At 52.4% G+C, this 25,622-nt stretch carries 21 protein-coding genes; 14 read left to right on the forward strand and 7 right to left on the reverse strand.

What is annotated here, in order from left to right; translation table 11 throughout:
• Nucleotides 1-7: 7 nt before the first annotated feature.
• The 6 genes from B036_RS0126390 to B036_RS0126415 all read left to right on the forward strand — a co-directional run bounded on the left by B036_RS0126390 (nucleotide 8) and on the right by B036_RS0126415 (nucleotide 5,583).
• Nucleotides 8-877 (forward strand): pirin family protein, encoded by an 870-nt coding sequence (locus B036_RS0126390; protein ID WP_020571735.1) that lies wholly within the window; start codon nucleotides 8-10, stop codon nucleotides 875-877.
• Between the two features lie 21 nt (nucleotides 878-898).
• Nucleotides 899-2,266, forward strand: a complete 1,368-nt coding sequence (locus B036_RS0126395; RefSeq protein ID WP_020571736.1) for a Gfo/Idh/MocA family protein — start codon at nucleotides 899-901, stop codon at nucleotides 2,264-2,266.
• Nucleotides 2,267-2,466: 200 nt separating this feature from the next.
• A complete protein-coding gene (locus B036_RS0126400; protein ID WP_020571737.1) occupies nucleotides 2,467-3,678 on the forward strand; it encodes a T9SS type A sorting domain-containing protein in 1,212 nt (403 codons plus the stop codon).
• Nucleotides 3,679-3,994: 316 nt separating this feature from the next.
• A complete protein-coding gene (locus tag B036_RS0126405) occupies nucleotides 3,995-4,468 on the forward strand; it encodes a hypothetical protein (RefSeq protein WP_020571738.1) in 474 nt (157 codons plus the stop codon).
• Between the two features lie 11 nt (nucleotides 4,469-4,479).
• Entirely contained in the window at nucleotides 4,480-5,067 is a 588-nt protein-coding gene (locus tag B036_RS0126410; RefSeq protein ID WP_020571739.1) for a hypothetical protein, read from the forward strand.
• A gap of 42 nt (nucleotides 5,068-5,109) precedes the next feature.
• Complete coding sequence (locus B036_RS0126415; RefSeq protein WP_026232370.1) at nucleotides 5,110-5,583, forward strand: DUF4174 domain-containing protein; 474 nt, start codon at nucleotides 5,110-5,112, stop codon at nucleotides 5,581-5,583.
• A gap of 53 nt (nucleotides 5,584-5,636) precedes the next feature.
• Here B036_RS0126415 and B036_RS31275 read toward each other — a convergent pair whose 3' ends face one another.
• Nucleotides 5,637-6,155 carry a C40 family peptidase gene (locus B036_RS31275; RefSeq protein WP_020571741.1) on the reverse strand — a complete coding sequence of 173 codons (519 nt, stop codon included), beginning with the start codon at nucleotides 6,153-6,155 and terminating at the stop codon, nucleotides 5,637-5,639.
• A 140-nt stretch (nucleotides 6,156-6,295) separates the two neighbouring features.
• Nucleotides 6,296-6,928 carry a 50S ribosomal protein L25 gene (locus B036_RS0126425; protein ID WP_020571742.1) on the reverse strand — a complete coding sequence of 211 codons (633 nt, stop codon included), beginning with the start codon at nucleotides 6,926-6,928 and terminating at the stop codon, nucleotides 6,296-6,298.
• Nucleotides 6,929-7,270: 342 nt separating this feature from the next.
• On the opposite strand from B036_RS0126425, the gene B036_RS0126430 reads away from it, so the two are divergent.
• The 6 genes from B036_RS0126430 to B036_RS0126455 all read left to right on the forward strand — a co-directional run bounded on the left by B036_RS0126430 (nucleotide 7,271) and on the right by B036_RS0126455 (nucleotide 12,387).
• Complete coding sequence (locus B036_RS0126430) at nucleotides 7,271-7,636, forward strand: BlaI/MecI/CopY family transcriptional regulator (RefSeq protein WP_020571743.1); 366 nt, start codon at nucleotides 7,271-7,273, stop codon at nucleotides 7,634-7,636.
• Complete coding sequence (locus B036_RS0126435; RefSeq protein ID WP_020571744.1) at nucleotides 7,636-9,078, forward strand: M56 family metallopeptidase; 1,443 nt, start codon at nucleotides 7,636-7,638, stop codon at nucleotides 9,076-9,078. The genes B036_RS0126430 and B036_RS0126435 overlap by 1 nt, the downstream gene beginning before the upstream one ends.
• A 438-nt stretch (nucleotides 9,079-9,516) precedes the next feature.
• A complete protein-coding gene (locus tag B036_RS0126440; protein WP_020571745.1) occupies nucleotides 9,517-10,095 on the forward strand; it encodes a hypothetical protein in 579 nt (192 codons plus the stop codon).
• A gap of 138 nt (nucleotides 10,096-10,233) precedes the next feature.
• Nucleotides 10,234-10,806, forward strand: a complete 573-nt coding sequence (locus tag B036_RS0126445) for a hypothetical protein (protein WP_020571746.1) — start codon at nucleotides 10,234-10,236, stop codon at nucleotides 10,804-10,806.
• A 73-nt stretch (nucleotides 10,807-10,879) separates the two neighbouring features.
• Entirely contained in the window at nucleotides 10,880-11,470 is a 591-nt protein-coding gene (locus tag B036_RS0126450; RefSeq protein ID WP_020571747.1) for a hypothetical protein, read from the forward strand.
• Complete coding sequence (locus B036_RS0126455; RefSeq protein WP_020571748.1) at nucleotides 11,467-12,387, forward strand: hypothetical protein; 921 nt, start codon at nucleotides 11,467-11,469, stop codon at nucleotides 12,385-12,387. The genes B036_RS0126450 and B036_RS0126455 overlap by 4 nt, the downstream gene beginning before the upstream one ends.
• A 281-nt stretch (nucleotides 12,388-12,668) precedes the next feature.
• On the opposite strand, the gene B036_RS0126460 is transcribed toward B036_RS0126455, so the two are convergent.
• The gene (locus B036_RS0126460; protein ID WP_157472476.1) at nucleotides 12,669-16,040 is read right to left on the reverse strand and encodes a WD40/YVTN/BNR-like repeat-containing protein; all 3,372 of its coding nucleotides are present in this window, start codon (nucleotides 16,038-16,040) and stop codon (nucleotides 12,669-12,671) included.
• A 347-nt stretch (nucleotides 16,041-16,387) separates the two neighbouring features.
• On the opposite strand from B036_RS0126460, the gene B036_RS0126465 reads away from it, so the two are divergent.
• Complete coding sequence (locus B036_RS0126465; protein ID WP_026232371.1) at nucleotides 16,388-17,956, forward strand: T9SS type A sorting domain-containing protein; 1,569 nt, start codon at nucleotides 16,388-16,390, stop codon at nucleotides 17,954-17,956.
• A 97-nt stretch (nucleotides 17,957-18,053) separates the two neighbouring features.
• Here B036_RS0126465 and B036_RS0126470 read toward each other — a convergent pair whose 3' ends face one another.
• Nucleotides 18,054-19,187 (reverse strand): LysM peptidoglycan-binding domain-containing protein, encoded by a 1,134-nt coding sequence (locus tag B036_RS0126470; RefSeq protein WP_026232372.1) that lies wholly within the window; start codon nucleotides 19,185-19,187, stop codon nucleotides 18,054-18,056.
• Nucleotides 19,188-19,533: 346 nt separating this feature from the next.
• Here B036_RS0126470 and porX point away from each other — a divergent pair, with 346 nt between their 5' ends.
• Nucleotides 19,534-21,090 carry a T9SS response regulator signal transducer PorX gene (gene porX / locus B036_RS0126475; RefSeq protein ID WP_020571752.1) on the forward strand — a complete coding sequence of 519 codons (1,557 nt, stop codon included), beginning with the start codon at nucleotides 19,534-19,536 and terminating at the stop codon, nucleotides 21,088-21,090.
• Between the two features lie 81 nt (nucleotides 21,091-21,171).
• On the opposite strand, the gene B036_RS0126480 is transcribed toward porX, so the two are convergent.
• From B036_RS0126480 to B036_RS0126490, 3 genes are all read right to left on the reverse strand, one after another.
• Nucleotides 21,172-21,708: a DUF421 domain-containing protein gene (locus B036_RS0126480; protein ID WP_020571753.1), complete on the reverse strand. Its 537-nt coding sequence runs from the start codon at nucleotides 21,706-21,708 to the stop codon at nucleotides 21,172-21,174.
• A gap of 216 nt (nucleotides 21,709-21,924) precedes the next feature.
• Nucleotides 21,925-23,373, reverse strand: a complete 1,449-nt coding sequence (locus tag B036_RS0126485) for a YfcC family protein (RefSeq protein ID WP_020571754.1) — start codon at nucleotides 23,371-23,373, stop codon at nucleotides 21,925-21,927.
• Nucleotides 23,374-23,491: 118 nt separating this feature from the next.
• Nucleotides 23,492-25,417, reverse strand: coding sequence for a CBS domain-containing protein (locus B036_RS0126490; protein ID WP_020571755.1), 1,926 nt, complete (start codon nucleotides 25,415-25,417; stop codon nucleotides 23,492-23,494).
• Nucleotides 25,418-25,622: the final 205 nt, after the last annotated feature.

Genomic DNA, 25,622 nt, shown 5'->3' on the forward strand with positions numbered 1-25,622 from the left:
AAGAATAATGGCCAACAATAATCTACTGGTAAACGAACGGCAAGCTGACCTCGGAAACTTCATAGTTGGACGTTTGCTCCCCTTTCGGGAAAAACGACAGGTTGGGCCCTTCACGTTCATCGATCACATGGGGCCTTCCACGGTAGGTCCGGGGAAGTATGTAGACGTAGACCAGCATCCGCATATCGGACTAAGCACGCTGACCTATCTTTTTGAGGGCGAAATAGAACACCGGGATAGCATCGGCAGCGTGCAGGTCATCAAACCCGGAGACGTCGGTTTCATGACTTCGGGAAGCGGCGTAACGCACACAGAAAGGACACCACAAGCGAGGCGACAAGGAGGCAGTTTTACGATGCATGGCTACCAGATATGGGTAGCCCTCCCGAAGGAGAAGGAGGAGATGGCACCCGAGTTTAATTACTATCCGAGCGACGCTATCCCTACCTGGCAAACTGGCGATCTTACGTTTAGATTGGTAGCTGGAGAAGCCTTTGGCCGTTCTGCGCCGCTTCAGGGATTTTCGCCGCTGTTCATGGTCGATATTTATGCCGAAAAGGCCAGCACCCTGCACCTTGGCGGTCAGCTACGCGGCGAAGTAGCTTTCGTAATCGTGCGGGGCGCGATTAAAGAAAAAGAAGCGTTGGTGAAGGCGGGGCAGATGCTCATTAGTAAAACCGATGAGCAATGCGAGGTCTGTCTCGAGGCCGGAACGCAGCTCTTATTGTTCGGTGGAGAGCCGCTGCCCGATGAGCCGCTCTTGCGGTGGAACTTCGTGTCCCACAGTAAAGCACGGCTTGCCCAGGCCAGAGTTGACTGGGAAAACAAAAACTTCCCCATGGTGCCAGGTGACAATACTTATATTCCTTTCCCTTAGTAAAGTACAAACGAGCACTCTATGTCTACCCGCCGCAAATTTCTACGCCGCTTACCCGCTCTGCTGGCAGCTCCCGTACTCACCACCCAGGCCGTTAATGCGGGTACACTTGGACTGCCCCAGTTCAAATACACCGCCAACGATCGCATTAACCTGGCCTGTATCGGTCTCGGTATTCAGGGCTTCAATAACGTAAATGCAGCGCTGGAAAATCCAGGAATTGAGCTGGTTGCCGCCTGCGATTTATACGATGGCCGGCTGGAGCGTGCTAAGGAGCTCTACGGTAAAGACCTATTCACTACCCGGGATTACCGGGAAATTCTCTCCCGCAAGGACATCGACGCCGTCATTGTTGCTACGCCGGACCACTGGCACGACACCATTACCATTGCCGCGCTCGATGCCGGCAAACACGTCTACTGCGAAAAGCCAATGGTTCAGCAACTCGAAGAAGGCCACGCTATCCTCGACGCGGAGCGGCGAAACCCGGGCGTGCTCATCGTTGGTAGCCAGCGGGTCAGTTCCATCCTGCTGGATAAGGCGAGGGAGATTTATCAACGGGGAGACCTTGGCCAGCTGGTCATGATCGAGACTTTCAACGACCGCTTCAGCGCCATGGGCGCCTGGCAATACTCCATCCCCCGCGATGCTTCTCCACAAACCGTTGACTGGGATACCTTCCTCAAGGACTCCCCCAAGCTCCCCTTCGATGCTACCCGCTTTTTCCGCTGGCGCAATTACCGGGACTACGGTACGGGGGTGGGCGGCGATCTTTTCGTCCACCTTTTCTCCGGCGTACACCGAATGCTGGACTCCGTCGGGCCAAACCGAATTTTCGCCACCGGCGGCCTGCGTTACTGGGAAGACGGACGGGACGTTCCCGACGTTTTTCTCGCTAACTGTGACTATGCGGAGCAGGCTGGCCACCCGGCCTTCAACATGCAGCTGCGGGTAAATTTTGTTGCTGGAGGGGGCGGTGGCAGCCGCACGCGGCTGGTCGGTACGGAAGGAAGCCTCGACTTAGGCGGTGGCTCCCTCACACTGCGTCGGAACAAGCTGCCGGAGGCGCCTGGCTACGGCGGCTGGGACAGCTTCAACACCTTCCCGGAAAGTACCCGTGCAGAATTTCAGCAATGGTATAAAACCACCTATCCCCCCACACCGCCAGGGGTCATTGGGCCTGACGAGTGGACCTTCCGCACTCCGGAAGGCTACTCCGATCACGTCCATCACTTCCACAACTGGTTCACCGCTATCCGGGAGAAAGGTAAGGTGGTGGAAGACGGTGCTTTTGGGTTTCGGGCGGCTGCGCCTTCGCTGGCGGCGAACGTAAGTTATTTTGAGAAGCGGGTGGTAGACTGGGACCCGGTGGGGATGAAGACCGTGTAGTAGGCGTGCTTAATGGGTTGCACCTTAAGTCCGTTTTTCGGGGCTTTAAATTTTGCCTCCGTTTTGTTCCCGGCATTTGAGCCGTGGGGTTTATTCTGCTAATTCCTTTCCGGCACAAGTGCCGGGGAACAAATTTCTAGCTCTTCCCGTATGCCATTCCAGGTTTTTCTGCATCTACCCTGCAGACAAACCCACCTACCATGGCCTACACCCCCCTGAAAATCTCCATCCCTGAACCCTGCCACGAAGACTGGAATGGCATGCATCCGGTCCCCGGCACCACCGCCCGGCACTGCGACAGCTGCGCCAAGAGTGTGGTGGACTTCACCGGCTTCTCCGATGTGCAGATGCACGCCTACGTCCGCGAGCAGGGCGGTAAACTCTGTGGTCGTTTCCGGCCCGATCAGCTTGACCGGCCGCTGCGTGCGGTCAGCACGCCGACGCGCAATCCGCTGAAGGTAGCAGCTGCTACTGCGGGGGTTTTGCTGGCGGCTACGGGATGTGAGACGCCCAGCTCGGCTACCGGAGCACCTGACGAACAAGATCCGTGGCAGGCCATTTCGAGCAGCGTACAAGCCCAACCGCCGATGACCGGGGGCATCTCTCTCGTCGAAGTTGAATCAACTCTGGCTGCTCAATCAGAAATGGAACACGTCACCATGGGGAAGATTATGCCGCCGACGTCTAAAGTGGGCGAAATAAGTGCCATTGCGCTACCGCCACCGGTTTTTGAGGAGGTTTTCGAAGATTTGACGGTTGAAGGGGAAATCATGGTTGAAACTTCCGAAGACCTCAGCTTCATCACTTGTGGTGCAAAAAACATTGAAGCTCCAGAGGAGGATCCAGACTACTTAGTCGGTGACATTGACCTGAGTGAGGGAGGCCTACAACTCCCCCCAATACTGATAATCGAACAAGACACCATACCGCCATCTGGAACAGTAATAACCGCTGATCAGATCCGAAACTTGCCGACCCGGGACATCAGTTCGCACCAGGTCGCCATTATGGGTATGGTGGCCATGGACCATCCGCGCCCAACTGGTGTGGATTGGATCAAAGACACCCTGAAAAACGTAGTACCGTCGCTGCCAACCTTGCCTCCTAATGACCCGACCCTGCACCAGCGGCCGCGCCCTGAAATGCCAGAACACCTGGAAAACGTCACGGTGTACCCTAACCCATTCGTCGATCACCTGAAGATAGACATCAACCTTCCGGCAGGAGAAACGCTGACGGTGGAACTCCTCGACCCCAGCGGCCGGCTTGTTTTTGCCCAAACATGGAAAGCCAGCGCGGGAGCGAATACCCTAACCATCGAACCGAAACAGCGAAAATTGAAGTACGCCATTTACTATTTGCGGGTTACTGATGAGCGGGAATTTAGTGTGGTGAAGACGGTTTTGAAGTAGACAGGACTCAGGGTTCAGGAATCAGAGGACAGTGTTTATTATTCAGGATACAGGGTTCAGGCCTCAGGTTTCAGCAGACTGTGGAAGGGATAAAATTAGCGTTTGCTCAAACAAAACCACCGCGTCAACTATTCCCCTTCTATCAGGTAGCTTCTGAAACCTAAATGCTGGTTCCTGAATGCTGACCATTGAATACTGGTTCCTAAATACTAAAACCTGAATGCTGCAACCTGAATACTGACCACTGAATACTCCCCCCCTGAATACTGACCCCCGCATTTTTCAACACCCCGGCCTCCAGCCCCTCTGGGAAAGCATGGAGCGCGACCGCCGCCAGCAGCAAATCGCTGCGGTGGGGGTTATCCTTATAGCGCTTTTTCTGGTAATCGTCGGAGTTACTTCCCGCTATTTGGGCTGGGCCTTGCTTGGGGGCGTCATGGCGACCAGTGCCTTATGGTGGCTGTTTAAAATTCTGACAGAACAGCCCCTGGCCTTCTGGCGGCGCGAATTCCGGGAACGTCCGCAATCCATCGTTTGGGTATACGGTCTGGTAACGGAGCGAATGCCCTTCGGCTTTAAAACCACTGCCATCGGAACCCTTTACCTGGTGGACACAGACGGTGATTGTCACACCTTCGGTTTGAAGCCAGACGATCTGAAACTCGTCACCAAAACGCTTAATCGGGTGCTAACCGAGGCCGAATTCGGCTATACCAAAGAGCGGGAAATGAAATACCGGGGGGAGGTCACCAACTTTAAAGGACGAGACGCCTTCAATCAAATCAAATAACCCGCTTCGTTATGCCCTTTTGGGATCAAATAAAGAACATCTTCCAGTCAGCCGAAGCCGGCACCTCCTCTGCCCCGACCATCCATGAGATGATCGAGCGGACGGAGGAAGAGCTGGCCGCTTACGACCATTGGAAAACAACGGCTGGGCCCCGGCGCCTGCTCGACTGGCTCACCAATCAGTATGGCCGTCATCGTGACCAGCTGCGGACGGACGAGACCATTGGTTTTCTCGACACCGCCAGCTCAAAGGGCTTCGTTATCCACTTTAGCCAGATGAACTACACCCGGGAAGAGATCACCCACTTTTTCCATTACCTGCAGGAGCGGGTATTAACGCTCGATTACCGCAACGAGATCTCTGATCGACGTATTTTTCCCCGTCGTGATTGGGTTGAGACTCAGGAACGGCACTACCTCAAACCTCGTATCCAATACAACGAGGTGAAGATGAATCAGTCCTTTGGCAACATCATGATCGAATTTGAGCTGCGTAATGACGTAGCACATAATCTACGGCTACGGGCTACGATATACAACGATTCGATGTATGAAGCGGATGGAAGTTTTGGCGGGCTGGTCATTGCACTGGCGGGATAGTACAAAAGCAAACTCCTACGTAACTCCTTGCGTTTCAATAATATGAAGCCGATATTATTCTCTATTTTGATTCTTTTTTCCATCTCTGCAACCATGGCAGGTCAGTCATTAAATAACTATCTCTGGAAGTCCAGACTCGTATTGCTTTTCACTCCGGCACCGGATGACCCGATGTTCGAGCGTCAGGTTAGATTATTACAGGAACAAGTAGATGCTTTAGAGGAACGGAACGTCGTTTTTATCTTTATTACCCCAGATGGAAAATTTGAAAACACCGGGAGGTTTCTGGCGGAGGCCGATGCCCGAAAGTTCTATGATAAGTTTGGTGCCGCGCAGTATCATTTTGAAATGATTCTGGTGGGATTGGACGGAACCGAAAAGTTCCGGGCTAAAAATAGAATCACTCCTCCCTCTGTCTTATTAGAGCTTATCGACGGGATGCCAATGCGTCGGCGCGAGTTACTCCAAGGGTATGGGAATCAAAGTAAAATAGGTGGGGACGAAGATCACCGGTAAAAAACCGGAGGAAATATCAGACCATGGGTGTTGTCGGGTTCTTAAACAAGTTCTTAGTTTAAGATATCCCTTACTTGATAAATCTTCGGCTCCCAATACTTACTCTCCAGTACATTCTCCCGGATAACGCCGCTGTTGGTCGCATGAATGACTACCAATTTATTCACCCCCGCCTCCACAATTACGGAAACGTGAAAAACCGGTTTTCCTGGCCGCTTGTAGAATACGAGGTCTCCGGGTTTGGCGCGGCTCAGCGGAATTTCTTTTCCCTGCTTGGCCTGATCGCGGGAAACACGTTCAATGTCGATGCCGGCATTCTGGTAGAGATAGAGTACGAAGCCTGAGCAGTCAAAACCCTGGCGGGGGTTATTGCCGCCAAATTTATATTTAAGCCCCAGAAGTTCCGACGCATGCGCCGTAATATCGGCGCGGATGTAACTGGTAGCACTTCCGCTACCGGCCCGGCCAGTGGTTGGCCGACGTGAGGTAGTGCTGTCGGCAGGTTTGAAAACGCCGCAGCTGTTCAATAACAGCAAGGAACAGAAGCTGAGGAGGAGGGTAGCATTTTTCATTGGCGCAAGGTCGATTACGAAAAGGAAACAAGCTGCCTCCACGAATTAGTTTAGCTTTAACCAGACGGTAACGCAAAAACGAAAAAAGGTGAGATTTCCATAGGGAAACCTCACCTTTTTCAAGCTTTTAAGGGCTGAGCTTACTCAGCTGCAGCTTCGTCCTCTTCTGGCTCACCGGCACCGGCAGCTTCAGCAGCTTTGAGTTCGGCCGTAGCAGCAGAACGAAGAGCACGTGGTACTTCAACACTTGCCACGGGCTGGCCTCCTGGGTTCATGATTTCAACACCTTCGATGGCCTTGATGTCACGAATACGGATAGCAGACCCAAGTTCGAGCTTACTGATGTCAAGTACAAGCTTGTCCACGAGATTTTCGGGAGTGGTCTTGATTTTTATACGGCGAACGCTAATCTGCAGTTTGCCACCGCCACGTACACCAGGGCTGGTACCCTCGAATACGACAGGAACCTGAACCTTTACGGGGTGGTTAGGAATGAGGGCAAGGAAGTCAATGTGGCGCAGGTTATCGGTTACCGGGTGGAACTGGTAATCTTTTACGATCGCATTGTATTCTTTACCGCCAACGGTAAGTGTGGCAAGTTTGAACTCAGGAGAGTAGATCAGAGGACGAACATCAAGGGCTTTGATGGTGAAGTGTACCGGGTCACCAGCTCCGTAGAGAACGGCGGGTACCAGACCTTCACGACGAGTGGCCTTACTGTGTTTCTTACCTAGGTTTTCGCGGACTTCACCGCTGACTTTTACGGACTGCATATATATATTCTTTGAGCGGTGATTCGCTTTCGGCCCGCAAAGATACGACTTTTATTGAACGAGCGAAATGTTAGCCCTAAATTTATTCCGCTAATCCATTGGGCTTGCAGAAGTTGTGCTTTGGGTTATACCGCCATAATTGGTATTTAGGCAGGTGGTGTAGGGTGGCGCGGTCGCAGGTGCAGTAAATAATATGGAAGGAGCGGGGAAGGTTAACGAAGCCGCTTTTCGTAGTGCTATGGACACCAATCATTTATAAAAACTGTTAAAGTAGTTACTTAACTGCTTTTATAGTTGCAAGACTGCTTTTGCAGTCTTACTTTTACTGTATATCCAACTGAAATGAAGAAACTAACTGAAAAAGAAGAAGCCATCATGGCTATTTTCTGGGAAGCTGACCGGGCCTTCGCCAAAGACGTTCGGGCAGCCATGCCCGATCCCAAGCCGCACATCAATACAGTTTCCACGGCCATCCGGAAGCTGGTCAACAAAGATTTTCTCAAAATAGAGGACTTCGGCAGTACCCACCGGTACTATCCGGCGGTTAGCAAGGAGGAATACTCCGCCAAGATCATTGGCCCTAAGCTGACCGGCTTATTCGGCAACTCTTATAAAAACGTTGTGGCTTTTTTCGTCAAGGACGAAAAACTGAGCGTAGACGAGCTGAAGGAAGTGATCCGTATGATCGAAGAAGAAAAAGATAAGTGATGTCGGCCCTGTTCATCTACTTCCTCAAGGTCAATTTTCTGCTGTTCGTATTCACGGCTGCTTATTGGCTGTTGTTACGCCGCGGCAAGCTGCTCCAGCTGAACCGGCTGATCCTGGTGGCGAGTATTTTGCTCGCCTTTCTGTTGCCTGCATTGCCACTGGCTGATTATTTAGCGCAACGTATTCCCGGTCCGGTCCTGGAACTGACTGGCCGGCCTGCGGCGGCCCTACCGGGGTTGATATCACCACCCGTTGTTGAAACCTTTAGTATAAGTGAACCCTTTGGAGCAGTCAGCGTAACGGCCGGCAATGCCGTAGCATCTTCAGAGCACCTCAGTCAGTTAGCCTTTTGGGTTTTTATCGGCGTGGCCTCTTTTCTCTTTTTCCTGCTGATTCGGCAGTTTGTCCACATCTTCAACCTGATTCTTTACAGCTCCAATACCCGGGAGAATGGACTCACCATCGTGCATACGGACGAGGATATCCCGCCCTTTTCCTTCTTCCGGTTTTTGGTCATTAATCCGGCCAAGTATGCCGGGGAGGAATTGCAGCGCATCATCGTTCATGAGAAGGTCCATATCCGTCAGCATCATTACCTCGATATTTTGCTGGGAGAATTCCTTCGGGTGCTTTGCTGGTACAACCCCGCCGCCTGGACCCTTAACGCTCTGCTAAAAATGAACCTTGAATACATTGCCGACCGGGAAGTGCTCTCCTCCGGCATTGACCGCAAGAACTATCAGTACCAATTACTCCATATGGGTGCGCGTGGCCAGTCGCTGCGCCTGACCACTCCCCTCAATTATTCACCCCTCAAAATGCGTATTTCCATGATGAATACTAAAAAACCCGGTGCGTTGGCGCAGCTTCGTTATGCCGTGCTCCTCCCCATCCTCCTACTCGCTATACTGGCCATTAACCCGGTTTTTGCCCAAGGCACGAAAGTTGTTCCCGGGCAGGAAACGAAAGTTGTTGTAGGTAAACGAGCAACGGCTTCTTCCAACGCGACTACCGTCATAAAAGGCGTCCATGCTCCCCTCCATGGTGCTGCCAGTAAAACCATTTCCGCTAAGGGTGAGGATATCTTTTTCGTTATTCGGCCCACCATCAAAAGAAAAACTTTAATGGATGTCCAGGAGACCCTGGCCGAAAAAGGCATCACTGTAAAGTACAACAACCTCAATTTTAATGACGGCTTACTGACCGCCATCAGTGTTTCTATTAACTCGGAGAATTTCTCCGCCAGTCTTTCACAAGAGCCTTTGGAAGGGCCGCTTGTTTTTTATGACCTGCAGCTCACGGATAAGATTACCGGGTTCGAATTGGGCACTCCGGAACGGTTTGATCACAAGCAAAGAGATACCATTGACAAAGTTACCGGCCTACTCATCCGCCGCCCCGGCGGCGGTGTGATGATCCGGGGAACCGCTACAGTTGACTAAACGCTATTACCCATCATAAATCAAGAACCTCCAATGGTGCCTTAGTGCGCCGTCGGGGGTTCTTGCATTTGGGGCATTCCGTACTCTCTTTTTATCGTTTAGCCCTGCCTTGGGTCTGGAGCTATGAGCACCCTAACAACAAGCCTGGGTGGAGCTAACGAAAAGGTCTCTGCACCTGCGGCCCCGCCCCGGCAACGTAAAATTTCAATGAATTCCGGGAGTTTTTCCAAATCTCCGTTTTCCTAGAGGCTGCCCATGTACCTGAAGATGAACTTTGTGTGACGCTCTTAAGCCATTCGCCCTCTGAACGAGTAGGACGAATTGCTGAATGCTACTCTGATAATCGTAAGGGCTCCAAATTTTATGGAATTCCAGCCCAAATAACGTCCCCTATCTTACTGGATGCTATTGTCCAGCAAACAATAAACCCACTTTAATATGCTCCGTTTCCTCTACGGTTGCTTTGGAATGGCGGGAGTTTTCCTCCTGCTGGCCGCCCACAAAACACCCGTTAAAAACCTGCTCCAAACGCCCGACGGTAATTACATCATAATTGAAAACCAAGTCGTTCAAGCCAGCCAAATGCTGAGCCGGGAAGACGCCGCTACCTTGGTCGATCTGGCGGCCAAGGGCTTCAATCAATATAAATTCATTAAGCGGAAAGTGATCAAAAAGGCGATCAACCATACCGTCACCAAGCACACTAAGTCGAAGAAGAAAGCCATTCCCAACGAGCTCGCAGAGCTCCTGGCTAAGTACCAGCCCCAGGACGTTGGCGATGGCTACTTCATCGTGGACAATCGGGTCGTGCAAAAATGCCAGCCTCTGGCGAAGGAGGATTTTCAGGCGCTCCAGGAGATTGCCAGCCGCGCCGATGCCGGGGGCACCATCAGCACCGGTGTTTTTATCGTCGATTACGTAGACCAGACCATCGTCAAATTGGAAGAATCCAAAGACAAGGTCAGCCCCGCCGTGCTGGACCGCTACGCAGCGGTGATGAAAAAATACCAGCGTTAAGCGCTTTTAAAAATAAGGTAGGGTTGTGGAACCCTCAGCCGGACTTCGTCCCTACTTCGGGTTAATTCCCCGGAACATGGGCCGCCATTCCGGCGGCCTACCCGCCGGGCTCATCTTTTCCTCAAACCAATTTCCATCATGAAACGATTCTCTTCCCTTCTTTTTGGTGTCCTGGGCCTCTGCCTCTTCGCCGCCGCCGCCAAAGCTCCCGTAAAATCCCTGCTATTTGACGATAATGGCAACTGGTTGGTGATCAAAAACCAAGTCATTCAGCGTACAAAAGCCATGAGTAAAGAAGACATTTCGCGTATCGCCAAAGTCGCTCAGGGTATTAACGAAACGGATAAAGTCAACACTACCGTCTACGAGAATGCCGTAAACCAGACGGTCACGAAGAACAAAACCGACTTGAAGGCTTCCGCCGCTGGCCGGGAAATCCTGGCAGTGCTGAACAAATACCGGCCTCAGCAAACCGAACGGGGTATTCTGGTGGTTAACAACCAGGTAGTCTTGGCCAGTAAAACGCTGAGCCGTGACGATATGAACAAATTGAAGGCCATTTCTCAGGAAAACAAGGCTGCAAGTTCGTTGGTCAATAAAAAGGTGTACGAAGACTGGATTGACGAAAGCGTTTGGTCGACCGGACTGAAAGACGGAGGTGCCGAACTCCGCGCTGAGTACGCCCGGGTTATGGACAAATACCAGCGCTAGCCTGATTCCTCCCCTTCGGCCTTCTACCGCAGAAGCCGAAGGGGACTTTTATCCGCCTTTCAATCCAATCATCATGTATAATTTTAGCAAATTACTCGGCATCGGCGTACTGCTCTTCATCATTATTGCTAACGCTGCCCACACTGCCTTCGATAGTTACTACGGTTTTTACTACGAAGAGAGCAAAACGGAACTGGTTGCCAAAAATCCGGCTGCCCGAATGGCTGCCTCAGTTTGCCAGGCCGAGCCGGTGAGGTTGTTTTGCGGTTATACCGGGTTTGGGACAGGCTACGGTTTTTTTGCTCCTAACGTCGCCAGCGATTTCATTACCCTTTATGAAGTGCAGGATGAGTGTGGCGAGAGCCTCCGCCAAACTAATCTCCCCCCTTTTCATCACAAAGAAAGCGTGATCCGCTACCTCTCGGCCACCGGAATGTTTTTAGATAAGATTACCAAAGACTCTGCAGAACTGGGCCTGCAAAAAGAATTCCTGGATGTGGTGCAGCGGCAACTGGCCGACTACGTCCGCCGCCGTGACCCGGCGGCTGCTTCTGTAACCCTGGACCTTTACCTCTACGACTACGTTACCCTGGCAGCTGCTCCGGAAGCTGTGCTCTACGAAGACCTTTTCTACGTTGACTCCCAAACCAGCACCCGACCATGAACCTCGCTAAAAAGACCTACGCAGCGCTAGTAAATTTCTTCTTTGCCAACGATGCTGCCACCCGCACGGAAAGCCTGCGGGCCCTCCGCTTTTTCCGCGTCGCTGTGGGGACCATCGTTCTCCTCCACTTCTTTGCTATACACCAGGATTTTGCCGACCTCTTCGGTACCAACGGCCTTATTCCCTGGGACGTGGCCGACCTCTACGTTGCCGACCTGCAACTTACCCTGCCCCGCCTGATCATTTTCCTCGAAGGTTACGGGGTAGGAGCCAACGCTACGCTCTTTTGGTTTCAGGTATTATTTTACGGTGCCGGCGTCAGTCTGATCTTCGGTTTTTTCCCTCGTATTTCGGCGCTTGTTTTACTGCTGTTGCAGGTATCGATGGTTACGGGCATCGGTTTTTTGGCCTACGGGGTGGACTTCTTCACCAGCATGGCCCTTTTCTACCTCATACTGGCCGATACCGGCAAAAACGGCCATCCCCTGCCGGTACGCCGCACCCTTCAGCTGCACCTGGGCATCGCCTATTTCTTTTCCGGCCTGGTAAAACTCCTGGGCTTCAACTGGTGGAACGGTGAGTCCATCTGGAAGGCCATCAACCTCCCCTACGTCAATCGCGACTTCGCCTTCGATTTCACCTGGCTGGCCGACTATCCCTTCGTCTTCGTGGCCATTGGCTGGGCCACTATTGTGGTCGAACTCTTCCACCCCTTCTTTATAACCTGGAAAAAAACCCGCACCTTTTGGCTGCTGGCAACGGTGGGTATGCACTTTGGTATCGCCATCGTCATGAACCTCTACTACTTCAGTGCCATGATGATCGTTTGGAATTTGGCGGCTTACCATTGTTTTGAGCCCGAAAAAAGCAGTCCTGTTATTTCTACCGCTGATCTTAATCGGGGGGTGATTGCTTGAGACAAGAACTTTTTTCTTCTCAATTGACTACCTTTCGAAGCGTGGCGATATCCTGAATACTAACACGGCACTGGGCGGATGGACGGAGCTCACAGAGGCCTTTCCGGATTACGCGGAGTGCGCACAAGCCTGAAGGCTGAGTAACCGGTAGTCCGAATCACAGATGACAATAGAAAACACAAATGGACACAGATTGCAAAATCTGTGTCCATCTGCGTAATCCGCTAAAAACTGCGATTCAAATCGTGTAGTAATCCGGCATAAACGCCGGGGAACCAGTCCTACAACTTCCCAAACAGCCCCAAATTCGCCGCTTCCACGTCTTTGCGGAAGGCGGCGAAATCCCCGCCAAGGAAGATCTCGATCTTATAGACGAAGTCTGCCGCAGCATTCTGGTACTGCTCCAAAGCAACCTCCGCCATCTGCGTAGGTGCGCCCTCGACCTGGCCGATGTAGCGGCCAGCGGTGAACATCTTCGCCCGCAGGTTACTCGGATTTCGCTGTATGCCTTTGAGGTCTTCCTCCTCGATAAAAATTTCTTCAATTTCAGCGATGGTTTTGAGGAGGCCTTTGGCATCCTTCTCCAGACTGTCTTTTACTGCTTTCGGGGCATCCTTGAGCAGGCCCTGGACACGCTTGATCGCCTTGCCTGCTTCCTGCAGGTCGTTCCAGGCGGCGGTGAGGTGAGCGGTAGTAGTATCGAGCTCAACGCGCATAGCTTCCTGGGCGACCAGGGCGTTGGGGATCTGCTCTTCGCGAGGGTCGGCGTGGACGGTAACCAGGGTCTTGCCCATGTGGTCGCCGTAGGTCATGATCAGTTCGTAGACGCCTGGACCGACACCAGGGCCGCTCGGTGTATCAGCATCAGGGCGAGGTGCGCGGCGGCTGGGGAAGTCGATGCCGTCCCGGCGCATGTTCCAACTGGTACGGTTCATGCCCCAGTTTGGCGTGGTCCGGTAAGTCCGGATCGTATCACCGCTCTGCACATCAACCACCTGGATCTTAACCTTGCCTTTAGGCTTGGATTCCGGATTGGGGTCGGTGTCCTTATCGGCAACATTGACTTTACCGTAGTAGAGCATGCTGGCCGTTTCGTCCATAGCCTTTTTACCTTCCTTTGCACCTGCGGCCGCGCCTTCTTTGCCGCCTTTTGCCATTTCTCCTTTCTTCCCTTTACCTTTTTTCCCTTCCTGTGGCATCACCCAGTACGTCAACATAGCTCCACCACGCCGGTCCTCGCCCTGGAACTGGCCCTGCGCGTAGAAGCGCGTGCCCTGGTAAGAGCGGTATTCCCACTGGTAAGCGTCGGGTGCCGGGAAGACGGCGAAGGTGTCCTTCAACATGTCCGTGCCTTTGGTCGCGATCTCCCGGAAAGGACGGATGTCGTCCAGGATCCAAACCGCCCGGCCAAAGGTGCCGAGGATGAGGTCATGCTCCCGTGGGTGAATCTTGATGTCGCGCGTAGAAACGCCGGGGTAGGTCTTATTATAGTGTGTCCAAGTACCGCCTTTGTCGAAGCTGATCCAGAGGCCCTGGTCGGTGCCGAGGAAGAGGAGGTTCGGCTCCACCGGGTCCTGCACGATGGCGAGGGCGTGACCGCTGACTTTCTTCTCGTCCACCATGCGGGTAAACGTCTCGCCGTAATTGTTGGTGTGGAAGACCATCGGGCGACGGTCGTTGCGGCGGAAATCGTTGACCACCACCCAGGCTTCCGCCGGGTTATGCGGACTCACTTCGATGTAAGGAATCCAGCTACCGGGCGTCATGCCGGGCAGGCGGCTGGAGAGGTCGGTCCAGCTACCGCCATCGTCCTTGCTTAAATGCAGTCTCCCGTCGTCGGAGCTAACCCAGAGATCTTTGCCATTACTGCCGGGGATGATGCACAGCAGGGTGGTGTGGTTCTCCGCTTGCGTTGCGTCGATGGTGAGGCCACCGGAGACCATTTGGCGTTGCTTAGTGGTATCGTTCGTCGTCAGGTCAGGGCTGATGATTTCCCAGTGGTCGCCGCAGTCGGTAGACTTATGCACAAACTGGCTGCCCATATAGATGGTGCAGTCGCTCTGCGGTCCTTGCGCAATCGGTGCATTCCAGTTGAAGCGGAGGAAGGTACCATCCGGGTGCAGTGGCTTGAGGGATTTGGTCTTGCCCGTGGTGCGGTTGACGCGGCCCAGGGAGCCGCCCTGGCTGGCAGCGTAGACGGTGTTGGAATCTCCCGGCTTGAAGATCAGATCAAATCCGTCGCCGAAGTAGACTTCCTGCCAGTCGGACTCGGTGATGCCACCGGACTTCAGGCCCTGGCTCGGGCCGACCCAGCTACCATTGTCCTGCATACCGCCACCGACAAGGTAAGGGTAGCTCATGTCGTAGTTGATGTGGTAGAGCTGGGCCAACGGGAGGTTGGCGGCGAAGCGCCAGGTGTCTCCCCCGTCGCGACTGATGTTCAGGCCGCCGTCGTTCCCATCGATGATGTATTTCGGGTTGTCAGCATCGATCCAGAAGGCGTGGTGGTCGGGGTGAACGGCGTTACCGTAGTTGGCAATATTGGTGAAGGTCTTGCCGCCGTCTTCGGAGCGGGAGACGTAGGTAGCAATGTCGAACAACCGGTTTTCATTCTGTGGGTCAACATAAATTTCGCCGTAGTAGAATGGGCGGTCACCGATGCCTTTGTCGGTCACCAATTTCCAGTTCAGGCCGCCGTCGGTGGATTTGTAGAGGCCGTTTACCTTGGCTTCGACCAGGGCGTAAACGATGTTGGGCTTGTTGTGGGAGATCGTGATGCCGATGCGTCCGAGGTCGCCTTTGGGCAGGCCGTCTTTGGCCGTGCGGCGTTCCCAGCCGTCGCCACCGTTGTGGGTTACCCAGATACCGGAACCGGGGCCACCGGAGTTGAAGAAATCGGGGTCGCGGTCAAAAGTCCAAGTTGCGGCGATCAGTTTATTGGGGTTGGTGGGATCCATCACCATGTCGGCAATGCCGGTGCCTTCGTCGACGTAGAGAATTTTCTTCCAGGTCTCTCCGCCATCGGTGGTGCGGTAAACGCCGCGCTGTTTATTCGGTCCCCACATGGAACCAAGTGCGCCGGCGTAGGCTACATCGGGATTCGTTGGGTGGGCAATTACGCGATGGATGTGGCGGGTCTTTTCGAGGCCCATATGCCGCCAGGATTTACCGCCGTCGATGCTTTTGTAGATGCCGCCGCCGTAGTTGGCCGAGTTCCGGGGGTTGCCCTCGCCGGTGCCGACCCAGATAATGTTGGGGTTAGCGTCGGAGACGGTCAGGGAACCAATGCCGAGGTACTTCTGCTCGTCAAACAGCGGTTCGAAGCTGATGCCGCCGTTGCGGCTCATCCACACGCCGCCGGAGGCGGTGCCGACGTAGATGTGCTCCTTATCGGTGGGGTTCACATCAATGGCCGTTACCCGGCCAGACATGCCGGAGGGACCGATGTTGCGGGGGGCCAGGGCGTCCCAGTGCTTCAGGTCCACTTGCGCAAGTAAAGGCACGAGGGAGAAAAGGAGTAGGGGGAGGACCAGTGCAAATCGTGGCGGAAGACTTCCTTCCGACCTTTCCCCTTTTACCCCCTTTTTCAGGGCGCGGACGCAGGTGCAAAGAAAGGTGAAAAGAGCAGTAAAGAGGAACGTTGTTGATCTCATGAATGGTATGGTTGGAGGCTAATCGGATATTGGCCATTCAGACAGAATACTGTCGATAGCACGCTTAGAGCGTGTCTGGATTTTAGCTTCCTGATTCCCAGTACTTTGCGGTTCTGGCGTCACGAAAAAGTGCTTCCATGACTCGCCATGCAAGAAATTTTTCGTCTGGCCAGAACCGCAAAGCACTGAAAATCAGTTCGCTAAAATTTTAGACACACTCTTAAAGTGGGGAATATACGACAAGTGTAGGATTTAAAATGTCACATTATCCCATCTGACTTCTTATAAGGTAAAGGAAGAGGTCAGCCAATTCATTATGTTTTCTCTTCCCCCAAATACTGAACCTTATGCGATACCTAAACACTCCGCTTCCTCTTCTCGTCCTGATCTTTCTGATCAGCTGTTCTTGCCAATTGCTAATGGCACAGAACGGTGATGAGTTCGAAATCCTTTACCCGGACCCTATTGCCGGCCCAGAGGTCCAGATTCTCTACATCAACAGTCTGAATCGAAAGTCAAATGTAGCCTGCGGCGATATTATCGAAACCAGCGACTTATTTAATGATGCGGAGGATGGCGAGCGGGCCATCTATTCGATCATATTAAGAAATACGGGAGGAATTGACCTGCACATACAGGAAGGTGACATCCGGGTTGAAGGACAGAAGTTCAGCCTTATTTCTTCTGTCTGGCGCTTATTCCCTGACGGTATATTCCATAGGGGACAGGATGTAGTACTAAAAATTGCCCACGACAACGGCTGCTTTAATGCTGGGTCGGGAGATTTAGAATTGTCCATTCGTGGCTTGTCCGAACGACCATGCCGTATCAGCTTTATCGAAACCATCTCCTCCGTGGATTCGGAAAGGGCCCTGCTTTCATTTGGTGAGCAATACTTTTCTCACGGAGCTAACCTGAACGACGGCGTATTTGAACTCAAACCAATATCATTCATTTCTGATAATAGTACGATGTTCATCACGGTTTACAATCTAGGAAACGAAGAGGCCGTGATCAATGGATTGACGTCTACGGGGCCTGCTGAAATTCTTGAGAATATCAATTTCCCCTTTGTTATTCCTGCTGGAGGCTTTTTTAATTTCAGGATACGTAATACTCAATTTTCTTGTGCTACAAGAACGGGGGAATTTATCTTTGACACCGATGCCGAATTCGCTGAATGTGGATTTGGAGATGTCGACGGTATTATCTCTTACCGCCAGGTAAGTTACCTTGATTGCCCGGGTAGCGATTATGAGGTATCCGTTGATGACACTACGATAGGTTGTGGCACCACGGTTAGTTTCGACGGTAATTTTATCCCGAATGCTGAAAACCGCACCTTTACCATTACCAATAGTGGATCTGCTACCCTGATTGCGGGAATTGACCCAAGAGTGTTTGGTCAGCGTTTTTTTCGGCCGGAATATTTCTTAAGTACCGGATGTAACCAAATTTCCACTTTTGAGCCTTGCATCCAAAAACTGGAGCCTGGCGAAAGCCACTCCTTTACCGTCGCGCTTAGCCCTACTTGTCGTGGGAACTGTGACGCCTATATCTTTTTATATTTTTCTACCAGCCCTTACACTTGTCGCATTAATCTTTCCGACAGCCCCGCAGGTATCGACGTGCCGGATTTTCCGAAACCGGGAATGAAATTATTAGAAGGCGATGAGACTCAAAACTTCCGGGTTTTCCCGACCTTAGCCAACGAATCCATAACCTTTACGACTGGTAAAGAAATCAACAAAGCGACTGAAGTCCAGGTCATCGATCAGTATGGTCGGCGGGTGAAGGCTTTTAGTTTGCCGCCCTTTACTTCACGGGCAAAGCTTTCCGTGAACGATCTGGTGCCGGGCTTCTATTACGTTCACATCGCCGGCGGTAAGGAAGCCCAACGATTTATTAAGCAATAGGATTTGTATTCATTTATAACGGCATGCGGGCCACCTACTTCAGTGGGTGGCCCGCTTATTCGTTACAAGTTGCGTCCGGAGGTACTCCGCACATCTACTAACGCCCAAACATCTGCACGAAGTGATGTCCGACGTTATTGACCGTGCCGTAATTGAAACAGGAGACGTAGGCCCATTCCGGTGCCAGCAGGGTGTTCCGATGGGCCCGGTCGCTGGCCCCTTCATCGATAAGGAGGTATATCACAGCCTCGGTGGGTTCGAGGCCCATGACCAGGTTTTCGTTACCGACGGCGTTGCCGTTGGGGCCTTTGGTAGTGCCCAGCTTAACGGTCGGGCAGGCTTCAAGGGAGCGGCTCCAGGGGTATTTCCCGTTGGGGCCGTCGTGACGAAATTGCTTGGTGTTGTGCAGGTAATTCCCGTGGTTTTTGGCCACACGGTAAAGACAGGGGTGTGCACGGAGAACGGACAGCGGAGGTGTTTCGTCCAGCCGTTTGATCAGGCTGGCGACGGCGCGGGCGTTGATAGGTTTTTTGCGCCAGGGTTCTGCATTCTTCGCAGCGACGAAGGCTTCCACTTCGGGGATAAAGCCCCGGGGGTTAGCGCGCATACGGTTGATGGCATCCACCATCAACGATTCTGAGACTTTCATGTACGCCCGGTCGGTAGCGATGGCCTCCGGCGCCTGGTAAGACGACCCCACTTGAACCACACTGGAAGCCAGGGTCGGGCTAACGGTCGGTGTGGGCTCATTGAATCTTGCTGGTGGTTCGCAGGCACATTCGGTGGCGCGAAGTACAGCGCCTGGTTTGATCCGGCGCCAACCTTCCAGGTTGTTGAATTCGCGGAAGCGGGCGGCAGTGTAGCCATAAAGTTCCGCCAACGATTCTACTGATTCTCCGGGGCGGACGGTATGCCATTTGCCCATCTGCTTCAGGCCGGCAAAGGCATTTCCAGAAGAGGTCATGGCAGGGTTAACCAGTGCGCTGGAAACGACCAGCTCCCGGCAGGGTTTTAGCAATTCTTGTTGGGTAAGGCTGTTCCAGGTTGTCAGGTCATCAACGGAGACGTTGAACTGCTGGGCAATGGAAAACAGCGTTTCGTTGGTCTGGACAACGTGGAGGCCCGCTTCGTTGGCAGGAGGGCATTGAGCAAAAATGGCGCCCGGCCCTGCAATTAGACAGAGGCTGATCAATGCGGGTAAAAAAGAAGACAGTCGAATAATTCGATACATGGGGTGGTATTTTGCGAATGGAGGGTTAATCCCCTTAAAGTCGCAGTTTATAGTCATGAGAGACCTAAACATAGTATTTTTTTCAAAAACCTGCTCCTTAATCAACTTCGTATATGCACCTGCGGCCCCGCCCCTTTGAAATTTCCAGTTGTCAAGTCTCAGTCATCCGGGAAATGAGAGCTGTTATACCTGACGGAATCCTAAATACCGGCACCTGATCGCTAATCACTGAATCCTGATCGCTAAATACTATCCCCTTTCCCACCAACGTTCGAAACATCACGCCCTTAAAAGCGTATGTACAGTTGCCCTTCTTCCCCAGGCAAACAAAAACCCCAAGCAAAACATGGACCAAATCACCATTCTCTGGGCCGACGATGAAATCGATCTGTTCAAGCCCCAACTCTTATTTCTCAAAAAGAAAGGCTACGAAGTTGTAACTGCAACCAATGGGCATGATGCCTTGGAAGAGCTGAGTGAAAACGGTGATATAGACATTGTTTTTCTCGACGAGTCCATGCCCGGCCTCACTGGCCTGGAAACCCTGAGCCGCATTCGGGAGACCAACGCACACATCCCCGTAGTGATGATCACAAAAAACGAGGCGGAGGACGTAATGGAAGAAGCCATCGGCAGCCAAATTGCAGGCTACCTGCTCAAGCCCGTCAACCCGATGCAAATTCTGCTTACGCTGAAGACCATCGTGGACGAAAAGCGATTGGTACGGGAAAAAACAGATACAGATTATCAACAGGACTTCCGCCAGCTGATGATGCAAATCAACAGTGGGCTCGATAAAGAGGAGTGGGTGGATGTTTATAAAAAAATCATCAGCTGGGAACTCAAGCTGGACGACAGCAAGAGTGAGCAGATGGGAGAGATCCTCTCCGTACAAAAGCGGGAAGCTAACGCCGAGTTCAGTAAATTTATCGAACGTAATTACATGGATTGGGTTGGCGGCGAGGATGCACCCATTATGTCGCACAACCTGATGCGGGAGAAAGTACTTCCCCATCTAAACAAGGAAGTGCCAACGGTGATGGTCTTGCTTGACAATATGCGCTACGACCAATGGAAGGTGATTGAGCCTTACTTGACGGAGCTCTTCAAAGTGGAGGAAGAAAGCCATTTCTACAGCATCCTGCCCACGGCAACACAGTACAGCCGAAATGCCATCTTTGCTGGAATGATGCCATCCGAGATTGCCAAGCACTATAAAGACTGGTGGAAGAACGACACCGACGAAGGTGGAAAGAATATGCACGAGGCTGACCTGCTCGGTAAGCAACTTGAGCGCGTGCTTCGCCGCGGCGACATAAAATGGGACTACACCAAGGTGACCAAGACAAACTTTGCCCGCCAAATGCAGGACCGGGCCTTAGACTTCCTGAACAACGACTTCAGCGTCATTGTCTACAACTTTATCGACATGTTGAGCCATGCCCGTACGGAAATGGAGGTGCTCAAGGAGTTGGCCGGCGATGAAAAAGCTTACCGCAGCCTTACCCGTACCTGGTTTGAGAATAGCCCACTGTGGGCTACCCTGCGTAAGCTCTCTGAGCGCGATGTACAGCTGATTGTAACCACCGACCACGGTACCATTCGTGTAAACACCCCCAGTCGTGTAGTCGGTGACCGGGACACGAGCACGAACCTACGCTACAAACTCGGTCGTAACCTCAACTACGAAGAGAAGGACGTACTCGAAGTCCGTGACCCACTGAAGGCGAAGCTCCCACGTCCCAACCTCAGCTCCACCTTCATCTTCGCCAAAGAGGATAAGTTCTTTCTGTACCCGAACAACTATAACTACTACAACAACTACTATAAGGATACCTTCCAGCACGGAGGTATTTCGTTGGAGGAGATTATTTGCCCGGTGATTCGGTTGCGGAGTAAGTAAATGAAGAAGGGAATGGAAGAATAGGTTGCCTAGGTTACCGTTCAATTCGCTTCGCCCTTTCACCTCAAGGGAATACGACGGTTAAATCTCCTTCGGATCAGGGACTACCCCGACCAAAATTTCCTCATCCACCGCACCGTAGTCCTTTCCGTGGAGCACGGAAACGTCTCTGGTAGTTTCAAAGACGACGGCCTTAATATCCTGCAGGCGGAAGGCATTAGCCTCCCGAAGCTTGGCCATCAGGTCTGCTTGCGTTACTCCGCAACTCGCAAGATTTTCGTGCAGGATAGTACCCTCCCACATCAGGTAAATTGGGTTGTTTTCCGTCTTGTTCTCAAACCAATCAGAGGAACGTTTGGCGTAAGAGAACAACTGCTGAAAGCCAAGAATGGTTAGCAAGGCAACCGCCCCTTTAAGTAAGGACTGATCGGTATTGATCGCGATCGAGGCAAGGATAGAACCTACCGCAATGGTCGAGGCAAAATCAACGCTCGACATTTTAGCAAAGCTTCGCAGGCCATAAAGCCGTACGATAGCGATGATGGTTGTGAATATGACCAGGCAAGAAATAATCGTCTTAAAAATTACGGGTAGCGGAGCGGTGAGCCAGTTTTCCATACGAACGGGTTTATGAGGTATAGCACGAAGACCTGCCAGCATGTTCCGATAAGGCAAGTAATTTCATAGGATACTAATAAAATAAACTTCCGTAACCCGGAAGTCCCCCCCCACATAGGTTACGACAGTCCTTCCCTAATTTCGGGTGAGCAAGCGCAGCGCTGCGAACAGGACCTGCGGCAGCATGTTCTCCTCTTCCTTTATTCAGCCCTTCTCTTATTGATAGCCCACCGCAACCGCCAGCAACAAGCCCATCCAGGCCCACACCAACAGCATCCCCGTAAGCGGCAGCGCAAAGCGCAGCCAACGGTCAAACGGTACGCGGCAGAGCGAGAGCATGGCGACCAGCCCACCCAGTGAAGGGTTGAACAGGTTGGTGACTCCGTCGCCGATTTGGAATGCGAGGATGGATATCTGCGGGCTCAACCCCAGTTCATTCCCCAGCGGAATCATGACGGGGAGTGTAGCCATTGCCTGTCCGCTGCCGGAAGGGATCAGGAGGTTCAGTCCAGATTGACCAATGGACATTCCTATGGCCGAAGCGTAGGTCGGTAACCCGCTGAGTGCATTGGCCAACCCATTGCTGATGGTATCCTGGATCTGTCCCTGCTCCATGATGACGCTTACCGTGGTGGCCATACCAATGATGAAAGTGGCTGGTGCCATCTGAGCGATGGAGTGGAATCCCGCCTCAGTTATCTTTTTACCCGACAGCCCACTCGCCAAAGCCAAAACAACCGTCACCATCAGGAAAATGGCCGAGGTGTCATTGATGTGAAAACCCTCGACGTTGAATACGCCGACAAGGACTGCAGCAAGCCCTAATAGAAAAATGATCAGCAGCACCCAGTTGCGCCCGGTGATGACGTATTCGTGCAGGGGTTTACTTAATTGCATCCCTGCGGTATCAAGCCCACGACCAATGCCGCTTTCCGGGTCTGCTTTCAGACGACGGTAGTACCGTACGTTGTACCACGACATCAGCAGCAGGCCGCCAGTACATAGGATGGTTCGAAGCCAGGCTCCACTGAAAAGAGGCAGGTCGGCGATCAGATGTCCATTACCAACGGTATAAAAATTAATGGGTGAAAGCCCGAAGGCAACCGTCATTCCGCCAACACTGACGCCCGCCGCCAGCACTAAATCTCCACCTAAAGCCAAAACGACGATGGCGGCAATCGGGATGGTCGCAATATTGTTCTCGTACCCGACCATGATCCCGAGCAGTCCGTAGACTAAGGTAAGTAATACCAAGAGGATCTCTGCTCGGCTTTGGCTCATTTGGGATATCGGAAGCCCCGGTTCTCCAACAGTACTGTCTGTTGTATCTGCGGTATTATTTCCCATCAGGTGTACGACCCGGCCAATCACGTTCTCGATCGTTTTGGTAGCCTCCAGTAACGAAAACATCAGCGCACTGGCCAGGCAGATAAAAATGATCGGTGTCGCCCGCTTATAGCCATCGGGGAAGGCCTTAAAAACCTCGAAAATACTGAGGGGCGTAGGTGGCACTTCGCCGTAGCTGCCCGGTACTACCCGCATTCGCCCATCCACTTCCAATCGTTCGTAAAGTCCGGCCGGTAACAGCCAAGTCATGGCCGCGACCACCAGAATGATGAGGAACAGCATGATCAGGGGGGAAGGGATGCGGGAGTACCATTTCATAGTCAGAGAGTCAAACAGTCAAGCAGTCAGAGAGTCAAGCAGTCTGGACCTGGCCGAAAGTACGACGCAATTGACTACGGTTCTGACGATGTGATTGCTTGACTCTCTGACTCCCTGACTACTTCAGTCGCTCAATTAGCCGTCCACTCACCCGTAGAAAGTCCATTTCCGTAATGATCCCAACTAGTTCCTGGTTCTTGATCACCGGTAAACAGCCTAGTTTTTCCCCACGCATGACCTGCAGCGCCTCCTTTATCGTTGTTGACGGGTCAATTGTCTTTGGGTCAGAGATCATGATGTCTTTAACCTTAACGAAGCCAGCCTCCGGCGAATCCGGCCGATCCTTGCGCGTATAATAGCGCAGGAGCTTTCGGGTGGTGATGAGTCCGGTGAGGTGTCCCTTTCCGTCCTCTACCGGGAGGTACCGCAGCTTACGCCATTCCATGAGGTTGGCCACCATTTCCAGCAGGTCGTCTTCCTGGACTGTGAAAAGATCCGTCTCCATAAATTCTTCCACCCGAAGGCCTACCGGGCGGTAAGCCTTCAAATCCTTCACATCGGGCAGCGGCCAGGTGTGAACCGGCTTTTCCGTCATCTGGTTCCGGATCATGGCGGAAGTGATTACCGTCAGCCCTTCGTCCTGGGTAACTTCCTTTTCCAGTTTTGTGTAGGACTGCAGTAGCCAGCGGGCACCGTTCTGGTGGGCTTTGGCCCGCCCTTCGATCACACCGAGGTAGCGATCAATATCCTCTTCTACGATGCCTTTGCTGCGTAATCCATCACGGGCAATGGGAATCAATTCCTCCACAATCAGGTCACAGGAGCTCACTTTTTTATTGTTGAACCAGGTGAGCTGGGTATCGATACCGAATTGAGCGGCCTTAACAAAGTTATCTTTTGCATCGGCGAAGCTCATGTGCTCCCGAATGTCTTTGTATTTGTTGGCCATGCCGATCATGGTTCCAAGCCAGAAAGCAGAGTTGGCTATCTGATCCAGTACAGTAGGACCAGCAGGGATCACCCTGTTCTCGATCCGCAGGTGCGGCTTACCGTTGTCACTGATGCCATAACAGGGGCGGTTCCAGCGGTAGACGGTACCATTGTGTACTTGAAGTGCTTTGAGGTTAGGTACCTCTTTTCTGCCTACGGTTTCCAGGCTGTTCTCCTCAACGTCTGCACCCAGAAGGACCCGGAAGCGGGCAATATCTTCTTTGTAGATTTCCATAATGCTCTTGTCGAGCCAATTGGTGCCGAAGCTGACCCGTGGTTCGGGTTGGCGCATGTGGTCCTGCGTAGTCCGTACGTCAAGGGATTGCTGGAATAAGGCGATTCTACTTTCGTGCCACAGCCGTTTGCCGAACACCAACGGGCTATTGGCCGAGATGGCCAGGATCGGTGCAGTGATGGCCTGGGCAATATTGTACAGCGGCGCAAAGGTGGCTGGCGTGACTTGCAGGTGGACCTGGAAGCTGGTGTTACAGGCCTCCATCAAGGGGCTGTCATGGCTGATGAATAATTCATCGATTCCTGCCAGGCGAAGTTCAAAACCTTTGGAGGATTTAGACTGTGCCCTGATGGCCTCGATCAGCGCCAGGTAACGGGGCTTAGGGGTCAGGTTATCCAGGGAAAGGTCAAATTTCCGCAGCGTGGGGAGGATGCCGGTAAGGACTACCAGCGAGTCCCGGGTTTTAGCCGCCTTGGTTATCAAATCCAGTTGGTAACGGTTTTCAGTTTCCATCAGGCGCAGGGCGCTTCCGGTAAATTCCTGCGGAGAGAGGTTACACTCCAGATTGAACCGGGCAATCTCCGTCGTAGCCCAGGAATAATCCTGCAACTTTTTCAGCACCGCCATATTTTTTGGCGTTGGTTTCAGCGTCTTCTTATCCACCAGGCACATCTCCTGCTCTGCACCAATTCTAATGGTATCGGTCTCGAACCAATCGTGCTTAAGCATATATTCCAGCGCCTGGATGTCTTGCAACAGGTGACGGGTAAATTTCGTGCGGCTATCGACGGTGGGTACGTTTACTTTTTCTTCTCCCATGGTAGTATTCTCGTAAAAGTTTTTGCTGAAGCAAAGTACTCTATTAATTATCAGCACCTCGTTTTACAGGAATGCCGCATAGTTGTTCGCTCTCACTTTGTTATTGATTGCTAGATAACTATTTTTTTCTTCAATCAATAGCTTTTGGGCGATGGCGCAGGTGCAAAATTTCGGATTTTAGGAGCATGCAAAGGCTGACGCCGGT

Source organism: Neolewinella persica DSM 23188 (assembly GCF_000373105.1).
Classification (GTDB): domain Bacteria; phylum Bacteroidota; class Bacteroidia; order Chitinophagales; family Saprospiraceae; genus Neolewinella; species Neolewinella persica.